Here is a 14,504-nt window from a genome sequence, read left to right on the forward strand (position 1 = left end):
GCTGGACGCCGCGCGCGCCGCCGTCGACCAGCTGGCCGGGCTGCCGCCGGCCGCGCGCACGCCCGAGCGGCTCAAGCAGGTGATCGACCAGATGTTCGCGCTGGTGCCATTGGCCCTGGACGCCGCCGCCGGCTACACGCTCGATGCCGAGCGCGCCTATCCGCGCATCGCGCGCACGCTGATCAAGGCGCGCTACGCGGTCGAGCTGCGCGAATATGCGGGTCGTCTCGGCTCGGTGCTGACCGCGCCGCTGGCGACGCGCCAGCCGCTGACGCAGGACGAGCACGCGCTGCTGCAAACGCTGCGCGGCCGCCTGGCGCAATTGCGCCAGCAGATGCAGGCGCCGGGAGAAGACAATCCGCCCGACCTGGCGCCGGTGGCGCAGCGCGTGGACACGATCTATTTCGGCGACGGCCTGCGGCTGGTGGCCGCCATCGAACAGGCCAGCCGCGCCGGCCGCCCCTACGACATGGACACCGGCCAGCTGGCGCAGCGCTACGTGCCGACCATGGCGCCGATCCTGACGCTGCGCGACGAGCTGCTGAAGGAAGCGCAGACGCAGGCGCACAGCGACCACGAACTGGCGCGGCGCGAGCTGTGGATCGCCGTGCTGTCCGGCGCCGCCATCCTGCTGGCGCTGACGCTGCTGCTGCTGATCGTGCGGCGCCGCGTCGTGGTGCCGCTGCTGCGCGCCACGCGCGCGGTGATCCGCCTCGGCAATGGCGACTACTCGCGCGACCCCGGCGGCTCGCAGCGCGCCGACGAAATCGGCGACATGCTGCGCGCGCTGTCGACGCTGCGCAACAACAGCATCGAGCGCCAGCAGTTGGAGCTGGAACGGCAAAGCCTGATCGACGAACTGCGCTCGCGCGCCAACACCGACTACCTGACCGGCATCCTGAACCGGCGCGCCTTCACCACCGCCGGCAACCAGCGGCTGCACCGCGCACAGCAGAGCAAGGAAACGCTGGCGGTGCTGCTGTTCGACATCGACCACTTCAAGTCGGTCAACGACTCGCATGGCCACGAGGCCGGCGACCAGGTGCTGATCCGGGTGGCGGCGGTGATCCGCGACGCGCTGCGCGACGGCGAGATCGTCGCGCGCCATGGCGGTGAGGAGTTTGTGGTGATGCCGGCGCACTGCAGCCACGAACAGGCGTGCGCGCTGGCCGAGCGGCTGCGCGAGCTGATCGCGCGCGAGCCGCTGACGATGGCCGACGGCCAGGTGCTGCGCGTGACCGCCAGCTTCGGCGTGGCCAGCGCCACCGGCCCGGCGGCGGCGCTGGACGATCTGCTGCATGCGGCCGACCTGGCGCTGTACCGCGCCAAGCGCAAGGGCCGCAACCGCGTGGAGAGCGCCGGCTGAGGCTTACTTCTTCTCGGCCATCGGCGGTTTCACCGGCGTGAACGACAGGTCGCGGAAGTCGTAGCTGAAGTCCGTCTCGGTGGAGATCGGCGCCATCTTCATGCGCTCGATGCTGCCGTCCGGATTCAGCGCGAAGGTCACGTAGGCGTCGGCGTTGAAGTTGCGTTCCTTCCAGCGCACGATGAAGGTGTCGTGCTGGAAGTGCTCCAGTTCTCCGCTCAGGTCCGGCGTGCGCTCGAAACGCAGGATGCGCTTGCCGCCCTCCGCGCGGATGCTGGCCTTGCCGTACCAGGCGTCTTCATACTCGCCGTCGTAGGACGCCAGCGGCAGCGAAGGCTTGGAGGCGGCCGCGCGCGCGGTGTGCTCCTTGCCCTGGCGTTCCAGCTCTTCCTTGTGCATGGCCGCTTCCTGCTCGGCGTAGACCTTGATCCAGTCGGTTTTGGTCGGCGCCTCCAGCACCTGGTCCAGGATGGTGTAGTACAGCGACGCCATGGCCGCGCTGTTTTCCGCGTTGGTCAGGATGGCGATGCCGAACTTCTTCTCCGGCACCATCAGCACCGTCGAATAGAACCCTTGCAGCGCGCCGCCGTGCATGGCGACCTTGTAGCCCTTGTAGTCGCGCAGCTGGAAGCCCAGGCCATAGGCCAGGAAGTTCGGCTTGGTCGCCGCCAGCGCCGGCTTCGGATCGCGGATGCGCATCGGCGTCTGCTCGCTCCACAGCTCGGCCGCCTGCTTGCTGCTGAACAGCTGCTTGCCGTCTTCCATCTTGCCCTGGTTGAGCAGCAGGTTCATCCAGCGCGCGATGTCCTCGGCGTTGGTGTTGATGCCCACCGCGCCCACCGCGTTCGGCACCGGCATCGGCTTCACCACCGAGATCTTGTCGCGGATCTTGCTGTGCGGCGCCGAGTAGTCGCTGGTGGCCAGCATGTCGGTCACGCTGGTCCTGGTGCCGCTCATGCCCAGCGGCGTCAGGATGCGCTCCTGCACCGCCGCGCCCCATGGCTTGCCGGTCTTCTCGGCGATGATCTTGCCGGCCACGATGTACAGCAGGTTGTCATACGCGTAGCTGGCGCGGAAGCTGGTGGCCGGCTTGACGTAGCGCAGCCGCTCGATGATGTCGTCGGTGCTGAAATTGGTGCTCGGCCACCACAGCAGGTCGCCGGCGCCCAGGCCCAGGCCGCTGCGGTGCGTCAGCAGGTCGCGCACCGTCATCTGGCCGGTGACGTAGGAGTCGTACATCTGGAAGCCCGGCAGGTGCCTGGTGACCGGATCATCCCAGGCCAGCTTGCCCTCGTCGACCAGCATCGCCAGCGTGGCGGCGGTGAAGGCCTTGGAATTGGACGCCACTTCGAACAGCGTCTTGCCGTCCACCGGCGTCGGGTCGCCCAGCTTGCGCACGCCGTAGCCCCTGGCCTCCAGCACCTTGCCGTCGGCGACGATGGCGATGGCCATGCCCGGCACGTCGAAGGTTTTCAATGCGCGGTTGACGTCATCGCTGAACGACGGCAGCGCGCGGCTGGCGACATCGGCGGTGGCCGCCGGCGCCGCCATCACGGGCGCGCCGGCCAGCGCGCCCCACACCGCCAGCGTCATCGCGGCGGCGGCAAAAGTACGAACAGTTTTCATTGTTTTTTAAAGGCTTTGTCGACCGAAGTTTGGGTAACCGGATGATAGTGCGAACGCGCCTTGGCGTACACGCCTTTCGCCCAGTCTTTCTCGTTGGGGTTCTTCAGCAGCGCGGTGTACAGCGGCACCACGAACTTCTGGCGGCCCACGCTCATCAGGAATTTGTTGAGCGGTTCGCGCACGTTGTAGCCGGCGTGTACCGACGCCAGGAAGAAGCGGTAGGCGATTTCGTTGTTGCCGGTTTTACCCAGGCCGAAGGTCTGGTCCAGCTCCTGCATCTGCGCGGCGCTGGCCTTGCCGTCGATGTCGTTCAGGAAGTGCATCCACTCCAGCGCGATCCAGTTCTTGGCCGGCAGGTCGGCGGTCGGCGTTTCGCCTTTCAGCCACGTGGTGCGCAGCGCATCGAGCGCGGCCAGGCGCGGCGAGGCCGCGTGCTTGGCGGTGGCCGGAATGCCGGGACCATACAGCCATTCATCCAGCTCCGACTGCGACATGATTTCCGGATGGGCGTCCAGCAGGTTTTTCTTCAGGTAGTCGACAAATTCACCGGTGGTCGCCGACTGGAAGGCATGCTGGTCGAACCAGCCGCGCAGGAAGGGATCGAACACGTCGCGGCCGGCGCGCTGTTCCAGCGTGCGCAGCAGCCATGCGCCTTTCGGGTAGACCAGGCCGCCGTCGGTGTAGGTGGCGGAGCTGGTGTCCGGATCGCGCGAGACCAGGGCCTGCTTGGCCGGCGTGATGTGCGCCAGCGACGCCATCGCTTCTTCCTGCTCCACCTGCAGGTTCATCTCGGCCACTTCTTCGCCGTACAGCTTTTCGACGATGCGGGTGGTGACGTAGGTGGTGAAGCCTTCGTTGAGCCAGAAGTGCTTCCACGAGGCGTTGGTGACCAGGTTGCCGGACCAGGAGTGCGCCAGTTCATGCGCGATCAGGTCGACCAGGCTCTTGTCGCCGGCGATCATGGTTGGCGTGACGAAGGTCAGGCGCGGATTTTCCATGCCGCCGATCGGGAACGACGGCGGCAGCACGATCATGTCGTAACGCTCCCAGCGATACGGGCCGTACAGGCTTTCGGCGGCGGCGATCATCTTCTCGGTGTCGGCCATTTCGCTGGCGGCGGCGTCGATGCGCTGCGGCTCGGCGTACACCGCCGAACGCGGACCGACGTTGCGCACGTCGATCTCGCCGATGGCGATCGCCAGCAGGTAGGATGGAATCGGCTGCGTCATCTTGAACTTCCAGCCGCCGGCGCCGGTGGCCTGCTGGTCGTTCTCGGCGCTCATCACCACGCGCATGCCGGACGGCGCCTCGATGCGGGCGCTGTAGGTGAAGCGCACCGCCGGCGTGTCCTGCACCGGCGCCCACGAGCGGGCGTTGATTTCCTCCGACTGGCTGAACATGAACGGACGCTTGCCGGACATGGTCTGTTCAGGCGTCAGCCATTGCAGCGCGGTGGCCGACGGCGCGGTGCGGTAATAGACGCGCACCTTCTGCGGCTGGAACGGCAGGGCGATGCGCAGCGCGCGGCCCTTCTCCACGTCCAGCTTGTCGAGCATGAAGGAGACGGCGGTCCAGCGGCCATTGGCGGCCAGCACCTGCACCTTGGCGATATTCAGTTCATTGGTGTCGAGCACCAGCGTGCGGGCCGACTTGTCGATCCAGTTCAGCGACAGCTCGGCGTAGCCGGACAGGATCTTGTGGCTGAAGTCTGCTTTCAGGTCCAGATACAGGTCGGTGGTGCGCACCTGGTCATAACGGGCGTAGCTCAACGGATCGGCATGGGCGGACAGGGACAGGCATGCGGTCAGCACGAGCGCGGAAATGGTCTTCTTGATCATGTGGCGGTACTTTCAATGTTATCTTCAGCGCGGAGCAGAATACCATAGGGTTGTTTCTGGCATGTGTTGGCCGCTGTGGTAAAATCCCTGCCGTTAGTGGGGAGTAGTCGGCTTGCGCCGCCCCGGCGCAAGAACCTGTGTCAACATAATCGGTCCGCAGACCGTGGCGCAGGTGGCCGTGCAAACAGCACAGGCTTGGCGAGACCATGATCGAGGTGCGGCCATGATGGGCCGGAGTCGCGCCTGGGTCATTGGTTAACCGTTCCGGCCCGCGTACTTCACACATCATGGAAGCTTTCTTCGTCTCTACCGGCATCGTCGCCCTTGCGGAAATCGGCGACAAAACCCAGCTCCTCGCGTTCGTCCTCGCCGCCAGGTTCCGCCGTCCCCTGCCCATTGTTGCCGCGATCTTCGTCGCCACCATCGCCAACCACGCCTTCGCCGCCGCCATCGGAACCTGGATCACCAGCCTGATGGGACCGGACCTGCTGCGTTGGGTGCTGGGCGCGTCGTTCCTGGCCATGGCGGCATGGACGCTGATCCCGGACAAGCTGGATGAAGAAGACGCGCAGCTGGCGAAATACGGCGTGTTCCTCACCACGCTGATCGCCTTCTTCATGGCGGAGATGGGCGACAAGACGCAGGTCGCCACCGTGGCCCTGGCGGCCCGCTACCACAGCCTGACCGCCGTGGTGTGCGGCACCACGCTGGGCATGATGCTGGCCAACGTGCCGGCGGTCTACTTCGGCGACAGGATCGCCAACCGCGTCTCGCTCAAGCTGGTGCACGGCATCGCCGCGCTGATCTTCGCGGCGCTGGGCGTGGCCACCTTACTTGGCGCCGGCGCCAGCCTGGGCGTCTGACGACAAGGCCGCACCGGAGGCGCGCGGCAGCAGCAGTTCCACCTGGTGGGTGCTGCCGCTGTCGCGCAGCTCCACCATCTGGTCATGCTGCGGCACGCCGTCCACCGTCAGCAGCGCCGCATCGTCGTCGCCCTGCACCACCCGGATCACATAGCTCGCGCTGGCGTAGCGATACGTCAGCGTGAAGGTGGTCCAGCCTTCCGGCATGCGCGGTTCCAGCTTCAGGTGATGCGCGGTGCGCGTCAGCCCCAGCAGCGACTCCAGGATCAGGCGGTACATCCAGCCCGAGGAGCCGGTGTACCAGCTCCAGCCGCCGCGCCCGATGTGCGGCGCCACCGCGTACACGTCGGCCGTCACCACATACGGCTCCACCTTGTAGATCGCCGTGTCTTCCGGCGTACGGCCGTGCATGACCGGATTGATCATGCGCGCCAGCTCCCAGGCCCGTTCCGTCTCGCCGAGGCGGGCGAAGGCCATCGCGGTCCAGATGGCGGCGTGGGTGTACTGGCCGCCGTTCTCGCGCACGCCCGGCACGTAGCCACGGATGTAGCCGGGATTCGGTCCGGCCTTGTCGAACGGCGGGTCGAGCAGCTGGATGATGCCCGAGTCGCGGCGCACCAGGCGCTGATTGACCTGCTCCATCGCGCCGCGCACCCGCACCGGATCGGCGGAGCCGGACAGCACGCCCCAGCTCTGCGAAATCGAATCAATCTGGCATTCCTCGTTGGTGTGCGAACCGAGCGGCGTGCCGTCGTCGAAGTAGGCGCGGCGATACCATTCGCCGTCCCAGGCGTTCTGCTCGACGTTGGCGGCGATGCGGCGCGCCTGCTCGCGGCACTCGGCGGCGAACTCCGCGTCGTTGCGCAGGTCTGCCACCTCGGCAAAGCGCTTCAGCACTTCGCACAGGAAGAACGCCAGCCACACGCTCTCGCCCTTGCCGTGCTCGCCCACCTTGTCCATGCCGTCGTTCCAGTCGCAGGAACCGATCAGCGGCAGGCCGTGCTGGCCGAACCGCAGGCCGTTGCGGATGGCGCGCTGGCAGTGTTCATACAGCGTGCCATGCTCGCTGGAGCGGGCCGGCATGTCGTAGTAGGAATCTTCTTCCTGCTTGACCGCGCGCCCTTCCAGGTAAGGCGCGGTTTCATCGAGGATGCTCAGGTCGCCGGTTGACGAGACATAGCGCCAGGCGCCCAGCGGCAGCCACAGGTAATCGTCCGAGCAGTGCGTGCGCACGCCGCGGTCCGACGGTGGATGCCACCAGTGCTGCACGTCGCCTTCCAGGAACTGGTGGGCGGCGCACAGCATCAACTGGTCGCGCAGCAGCTGCGGTTGCGTGTGGATGGTGGCCATCGCGTCCTGTAGCTGGTCGCGGAAGCCGAAGGCGCCGCCGGACTGGTAGTAGCCGCTGCGGGCCCAGATGCGGCAGGCGATGGTCTGGTACATCAGCCAGCCGTTGGCGATGACGTCCAGTTCCGGCTCCGGCGTTTCGATGCGCACGGCGCCCAGGGTTTTCTCCCACTGCGCGTGGACGGCGGCCAGCGCTTCCTGCGCGGCGCCGGCGCTGCGGTGTTTCTGTACCAGGCTGCTGGCGTCGGCGTTGCGGCGGCCGGCCACACCCAGCACGAACACGATCTCGCGTTCCTGGCCCGGCAGCAGGTCGAACGGCGCCTGGATCGCGGCGCAGGCATCCAGCCCGGCGCCGATCTTGCCCGACAGGCGCGAGCGGCGCAGCGCGGCCGGCGCCGCCAGGCTGCCGTTGCGGCCCATGAACTCGGTGCGGTCGCCGGTGACGGTGCGCAGCGCGGCGTCGCAGTTGAAGAAGGCCACGCGGCCGCTGAACTCCGTGTTGTACGGGTTCTTGGCGAACATGGCGCCGCTGACCGGATCGGTCTCGGTGATGATGTGCATGCCCGACTTGGAGCGCATGTCGCCCAGCACCCACTCGACATAGCCGAAGGCCGACAGGCGGCGCTGCACCGCCGAGTCGTTGCGCACTTTCAGCACGGTGTACTTGATCGGCGCGTCGACCGCGACGAAGGTGGTCATCTCGCTGTGGATGCCGGCCTCCGTGTGTTCGAACACGCTGTAGCCGAAGCCGTGGCGCGTGATGTAGGCGCCGTTGCCGCGCGCCGGCAAGGCGGTCGGCGACCAGAACTGGCCGCTCTGCTCATCGCGCAGATAGAACGCCTCGCCGCTGGCATCGCTGACCGGGTCGTTGTGCCACGGCGTGATGCGGTATTCGTGCGCGTTCTCGTGCCAGGTATAGGCCTGGCCGCTTTCCGAGATCACGGTGCCGAACTGCGGATTGGCCAGCACGTTGGACCACGGCGCCGGCGTGCGCTGCGTATCGCTGGTGGTGATGACGTATTCGCGGCCGTCCGGCGTGAAGCCGCCGATGCCGTTTTCCAGCACCAGGCCGCGCGCCGGATGCGTGACCGGGCCGGCGTCCGCATACTCGCCGCGATTGTCCGCCAGCAGCGGCGGCATGCGCATGGTCGGCGGCGCCGGACGCTTGATCTGCTCGGACAGCGTGCCGCGCGCATCGCTGATGATGACGCGCGCCACCGACTGCATCAGCACCCGGTCCTCGTTCGGGATCTGATCCATCAGGCGCACGAAGATGCCGCCCGGACGGTCGATGGCCTGGGCGTCGATGCCGGAGGCGATCAGGCCCATGATCTGGTCGTGCAGCGCCTGGCGGTAGCCCGACTGGTCTTCGTACCAGATCACCAGGTCCACCACCAGCCCTTTCAGGCGCCAGTAGGCGTGCGCCTGCACCATCTGGCGCGCCAGTTCGATGTTGGACGGGTCCTTGATCTGCATCAGCACGATCGGCAGGTCGCCGGAAATCGCATACGCCCACAGGCCGGACTGGCCGCGCTGGTTCTTGATCAGCGTCGAGGCGTCGGCGCGCAGGCCGGCGTTCGGGTAGATCACCGAGTTGGCCAGGCGGCCGAACAACTGGCCGTCCGCTTCGCTGGCGTTCAGCTGGCGCAGCACCACCTGGCTGTGGGTCCACGCCAGTTCGAACACGCGGTCGGCCAGATGGCGGTCCTGGTATTTGTCGATCAGGTGCAGCGCCACGTCGCGCTGCTCGGTCATGCCGGTGACGATATCCACCGTCGCGAACTGGTCGGGTTTGAGCGTGATGGTGTAGCGGATCGCCACCACCGGATCGAGCACCGAACCTTCGCCGCCGCTGAGCGGACCGTCATCCAGCATGGCGCTTGGCGCCGCCATCGTGTTGCCGCGGCCGATGAAGCGCGAGCGGTCGGTTTCGTAGGAAACGTTCACCACCGGTGCGTCGTGCACCATCATCGAATGCATCATCCACGGCATCACCTCGGTCGCGCCGCGCGGACGGCGCGTGCACAGGATGGCGTTTTCGTCGCGCAGGATTTCGGTCTGCACGAATAGCTTGCTGAAGGCCGGGTGGGCGTTGTCGGCCGCCGCCGGCGCCATGACCACCTCGGCGTAGCTGGTCACCTCGATGGTGCGCACGCGGTCGGACTTGTTGGTGATGCGGGTGCGGCGCAATTCGATATCGTCCTCCGGCGACACCACGATTTCGGTGTACAGATCGATGTGACGGTCGCTGCGGCGGAACTCGGCGCGGCCTTCGGAGAAGATCACCTCGTGCTTGCGCGGATCGACCAGCGTTGGCTGGAAGGTGGTGGACCAGAACTCGCCGTCGTCCACGTCGCGCACGTAGCAGAAGTTGCCCCAGTTGTCGCGGGTGCTGTCTTCGCGCCAGCGCGTCACGGCCAGGTCTTTCCAGCGGCTGTAGCTGCCGCCGGAGTTGGTGACCATGACGTGATAGCGGCCGTTCGACAGCAGCTGGGTTTCCGGCACCGGCGTCGAATGCTGGGTCAGCACGCGCATCGGCGCCGACTGGTCCGGCGCGGTGGTGCGGATGGCCGCCATCTCGGTGGTGTTGGAGTAGAAGGCGCCGGCCTGCGGGCTGCGTTCCTGCAGCACCAGCAGCGTCGATTGCAGCAGCGGATCGGACTCGAAGCGGCGCTGCATCGGACGGTCGTGCAGCAGGTAGCTGAGCGACAGGAAGCCCATGCCCTGGTGGTGGACCATGAACGAGCGGATCACCGCCGCGCTCTGGCCGCGCGGCAGGCGCGATGGCGTGTAGTCGATCGCTTCGTAGAAACCGTAGCGGCCCATATAGCCCAGCTCCGCCATCTTCTGCAGATTGGCGCACGAGGCTTCCGGCTGCACCATCAGGCCCATCATGCTGGCGTAAGGCGCGATCACCAGATCGTCGGCCAGGCCGCGCTTCAGCCCCAGGCCCGGCACGCCGAAGGCGCGGTACTGGTAATTCAAACTGGCGTCGACGGTGTTGTAGCCGGATTCGGAAATCCCCCACGGCACGTTGCGCTGCTTGCCGTAGTCGATCTGCGCGTCGATCACGGAATTGTAGGTCTGGTCCAGCAGCGTGCTTGGATAGTTCGGCATCACCAGCAGCGGCATCAGGTACTCGAACATCGAGCCGCTCCACGACAGCAGCACCGGCTTGCCGGCGACGATGCACAGCTGGCGGCCCAGCGCGAACCAGTGCTCCTGCGGCAGCTGGCCCTGGGCGATGGCGACGAAGCTGGCCAGGCGCACTTCCGACGCCAGCAGATCGTAATAGCTGGCATCCAGGCGGCGGTCGCTGACGTTGTAGCCGATGGCCAGCAGGTTGGTGGTCTGGTTGAACAGGAAGCCATACTCCATCTGGGCGAAGGTGCAGGCGCGCTGCGCCAGGTCGGCCAGCGCGCGCATGCGTTCATGCGCGTTGCTGCTGCCCTGCTCGAACAGCTCTGCCAGGCGTTGCTGGCGGTCGCGTTCATCCGGCGCCAGGTCGTTGACGGCGATGCCGGCGGTGGCGCGCGCCAGGGCGGCCAGTTCGCGCAGGGTCGGCATGCGGGTCATGCTGGTGTCGAAGATGGCGTCGTCGGACAGCGCGGCCCATGGCGTCATGGCGGCCAGTTCGTCCAGCGCGGCGCGGCATTGCTGCACCAGGGCGTCGGCCCAGTGCGCGCCGGCTTCGCTGTGGGCGGCGGCCTGCGGCTGGAATACTTCCGCCGTGGCGCTGACGCGCGTCAGCCAGCCGTGCAGCTGCTGCAGGTTGCCGGCGTCCGGCGCCGGCGTCAGCGCGGCGATCAGGGTGTCGGCGCTGACCGCCACCGGGGCGGCGCTGCCGGCGGCGCCGGCGTCGTTCAGCGTTTCTTCCAGCACGCGTGCGGTGGTGACGATGCCGTCGACGATCTGCGGACCGATCACCGGTTCGTCATACAGGCCGGTCAGGCCGGGCTGCAAGGTCAGCAAGTGACCGGCCAGGTTGCCGCTGTCCACCGTCGAGACATACATCGGGTGCAGCGGCTTGAGGGTAATCGTGTCGTACCAGTTATAGAAGTGGCCTTGATGGCGTTCCAGTTGGTCCATGCTGTTGAGCGTATTGGTGGTGCGTTCCATCAGCTGGCCGACGGTGATGTAGCCGAAGTCGGTCGCGGTCAGGTTGGCCAGCAGCGCCATGCCGATATTGGTCGGCGAGGTGCGGTGCGCCACCACCTGCACCGGATGCTCCTGCATATTATCCGGCGGCAGCCAGTTGTCTTCCTGGTTGACGAAGCGTTCGAAGTAGGCCCAGGTGCGGCGCGCCAGTTTATTCAGGAACTGGTTCTGCTCCGGCGTCAGCTGCGCATGCTTGCGTTCGATCGGACGGCTGATCCAGTCGGCGATGGCGGGCGACACCAGCCACGCCAGCAGGAACAGCGCGGCGGCCGGCAGGCTGCCGGGACGCCAGCCCAGCAAGGCGCCGCCGATGAACAGCGCCAGCACCGGCGCGAACCACATGGTGCGCCAGGTACTGACGGTGCCGTCGGCCTGGCGCGCCAGTGCCGAAGCGCGCCATTCCAGCAGTTTGCGGTGCGACACCAGCGAACGCCACAGGCTGCGCAGGATGGCGTCCATGCTGAAGTAGGCTTCGTAGGGCAGGAAGGCCAGCATCAGGATCGCGTGCGAGAACTGCAGGCCGCCACGACGCACCGAGGCGCGGATATGCTGGCTCCACAAGGTGTCGCGCGGACGGCGGCACAAGTCGTACACCACGCTGACCAGCGGTGGCAGGAAGATCACGGTCAGCACGGCGCCGGTCCACAGCCATGGGTCGGGCAGCCAGCGCCACGCGGTGATCAGCGACAGCACCAGCGCCGGCGCGGTCAGGCTGCGGCGCAGATTGTCGAACAGCTTCCAGCGCGACAGCAGCGACAGCGGATTCTTTTCGCGCCGGCCGCTGCGGCCCGGTACGCGGCCGGCCAGCCAGCCGAGCAGCTGCCAGTCGCCGCGGATCCAGCGCTGGCGGCGGCTGACGTCGTCGCTGTACTGGGCCGGATATTCTTCGTAGAGCTGGGCGTCGCTCAACAGGCCGGCGCGCACATAGCAGCCCTCCAGCAAATCGTGGCTGAGGATTTTGTTTTCAGGCAGGCGGCCACCCAGCACCTGCTCGAACACGTCGACGTCGTAGATGCCCTTGCCGATAAAGGAGCCTTCGAAGAACACGTCCTGATAGACGTCCGACACGGTGCGGGTGTAAGGATCGATGCCCGGCTCGCCGCCGCACATTTTTTCGTAGCGCGAAGCGTTCTCGCTCGGCAGCGCCACCGCCACGCGCGGTTGCAGGATGCCGTAGCCTTCGGTGACGCGGCCGCGCTGGACATCGACGCGCGGACGGTTCAGCGGGTGCTGCATGGTGGCGATGAACTGCGCCGCCGCATCGCGCGGCAGCTGGGTGTCGGTATCGAGCGTGATGACGTAGCGGATGCTCTCCAGCTCCGAGGTGTCGCCCACCACCAGCGAGAACTTGTCGCGCGCGCCGCCGCGCAGGAAGCGGTTCAGGTCTTCCAGCTTGCCGCGCTTGCGTTCATAGCCCATCCACACGCCTTCCTGCGGATTCCACATGCGCGGGCGGTGCAGCAGCAGGAACGGCGCGTGCGACGATGCGTCGTTGGCATACTTGTGTTGCAGGTGCGCGAAGCAGCGTTTCATCTGCTCGACCAGCGCATCGTCGTTCGGCATTTTCTCCGACTTGGCGTCGGCGAAGTCGGTCAGCAGGCAGAACATCAGGTTGGGATCGCGGTTGGCCAGGAAGCGCACTTCCATCTGCTCGAACAGCTCCTCGATATTCTCCTTGCTGTAGACCAGCGTCGGCACCACCACGATGGCGCGCGCGTCGGACGGAATGCCGTCCTTGAAATCCATGCGCGGCAGCGGATTCGGTTGCGTCACCAGCGTGGCGACCCAGTTCACCAGGTTCAGCGCCAGCTGGCTGCTGCCCAGCAGCGCCAGCACGCCCAGCACCACCAGCACGAAGCCGTGCACGCCGTGGTAGGACGCGCGTTCCAGCAGCAACGCGGTGGACACCAGCGCGATGGCGGCGATGGCGCCCAGGTAGGACGTCAGCGGCGAGGCACGCGAGGTCTGCTGCATCGCCTCCAGCCATGGGCGGCGCATGCCGGTCTGTTTTTCCAGCGCGGCCAGGCCGCCGCCGATCAGGTAGAAGCCGACGTGGCCATGGCGCGAGTCGCCATTGCCGTGATGCGCCAGCGCCAGCTGCAAGGCTTGCTGCGCCACTTCCACTTCGCTGAAGCGCGAGCGCTTGGCGATCTTTTCGATCGCGTGCCGGTATTGGTCACGGGTGGCGAATTCCATTTTGCCGTAGATGCCGGCCGGGTCTTCGCGCAGCGTCTGCTCGACCACGCTCATGGTCTCGACAAACTCCTGCCAGTCCATGGTGCCGAGGAAGCGCAGGCTGCCGATGCTGTTGGCGATCGACACCTGCTCGGCCGCCTGCTGCTGGATCTCGGCCTGGATCTGCTGTTCGATGGTCTGGCCCGATTCGGCCAGGCGGTGCGTGATCCAGGTCAGCGCCAGCGTCAGCGCCGGGCTTTGCCCTTGCAGCCGGCGCGCCAGTTCGGCCACGAAGGCGCTGGTGATCGGCGGATTGGAGCGCGCCATGTCGGCCACCATCAGAATCAGGCCGCTCGGATTTTTTTCCGCGATCTCGGTCATCTGGTCGGCCCAGGTGTTGGCCAGGTCGCGCTGGATGCGGTTTTCAGCCACGCGCGCAGCCACGCGGCGCAGGTTCTCGATCAGCGCCAGGCGCAGCATGATGGGAATCGCCCACAGCTCGCCGAGCTTGAGCGTGGCGACTTCCTGGTAGGCGTCGACAAAGCGGCACAGCGATTCCGGATCGACCCGGCCATCGCCATGCGAAATAATTTCCAATGCGATTTTGTAGACGCGCGGGCAGCCGTCCGGCGCGCCCTTGCCCAGGCGCGGCAATTCCTTGCTGTAGTCCTTCGGCAAGTGACGGCGGGCAATGCGGATCTGCTCTTCGATCAGGTAGAAGTTGTCCAGCAGCCATTCCGATGCGGGCGTGATCTGGCGGCCGGCCTTGATGGCGGCGGTCAGCTCGTCACAGGTGGAATCGATGACGGCGGCGTTTTCCGCCAGCCGCGACAACAGCCGGTCACGGCCGCCGCGCTTGCTCAGTTCATGATGCTGGGCCAGCGTTTTGCCGTGCGCCGCCATCTGCGCGGCGCTGAACAGCTCCGCGCGCAAGGGCAGGTCTTCGTCGTCCTCGTCGGACATCAGGGAGCCGGCTGGAGATTCGCGGAAGCCGAGTGTCATCTCAGGCAGCAGGGGATTGGACTTGTTCAACGTGGGCCTCGCTTCTAATTCTGCGAATTGGAAATTATGTGTCAGAGAATCGTATGGGGGCGCACGCCATGTGACTGTACGCTGACGTACATAACGAGG

5 protein-coding genes and 1 riboswitch are annotated in these 14,504 nt (G+C 66.6%); of the genes, 2 read left to right on the forward strand and 3 right to left on the reverse strand.

What is annotated here, in order from left to right:
* A partial coding sequence (locus tag GJ695_RS26455) for a GGDEF domain-containing protein (protein ID WP_154370118.1) occupies nt 1-1,366 on the forward strand: 1,366 nt, incomplete at its 5' end.
* 3 nt (nt 1,367-1,369) lie between these two features.
* Here GJ695_RS26455 and GJ695_RS26460 read toward each other — a convergent pair.
* Complete coding sequence (locus tag GJ695_RS26460) at nt 1,370-2,992, reverse strand: serine hydrolase (RefSeq protein WP_154370119.1); 1,623 nt, start codon at nt 2,990-2,992, stop codon at nt 1,370-1,372.
* The gene (locus GJ695_RS26465; RefSeq protein WP_154370120.1) at nt 2,989-4,830 is read right to left on the reverse strand and encodes a M1 family metallopeptidase; all 1,842 of its coding nucleotides are present in this window, start codon (nt 4,828-4,830) and stop codon (nt 2,989-2,991) included. The genes GJ695_RS26460 and GJ695_RS26465 overlap by 4 nt, the downstream gene beginning before the upstream one ends.
* An 86-nt stretch (nt 4,831-4,916) precedes the next feature.
* Nucleotides 4,917-5,100: riboswitch (yybP-ykoY riboswitch) on the forward strand.
* A 17-nt stretch (nt 5,101-5,117) separates the two neighbouring features.
* Here GJ695_RS26465 and GJ695_RS26470 point away from each other — a divergent pair.
* Nucleotides 5,118-5,693, forward strand: a complete 576-nt coding sequence (locus GJ695_RS26470; RefSeq protein ID WP_154370121.1) for a TMEM165/GDT1 family protein — start codon at nt 5,118-5,120, stop codon at nt 5,691-5,693.
* Here the strand turns inward: GJ695_RS26470 and GJ695_RS26475 are convergent.
* Entirely contained in the window at nt 5,661-14,375 is an 8,715-nt protein-coding gene (locus GJ695_RS26475) for a GH36-type glycosyl hydrolase domain-containing protein (RefSeq protein ID WP_154370135.1), read from the reverse strand. The genes GJ695_RS26470 and GJ695_RS26475 overlap by 33 nt on opposite strands.
* Nucleotides 14,376-14,504: the final 129 nt, after the last annotated feature.

This window comes from Duganella alba, from assembly GCF_009674495.1.
In the GTDB taxonomy this organism is placed as follows: domain Bacteria; phylum Pseudomonadota; class Gammaproteobacteria; order Burkholderiales; family Burkholderiaceae_D; genus Rugamonas; species Rugamonas alba.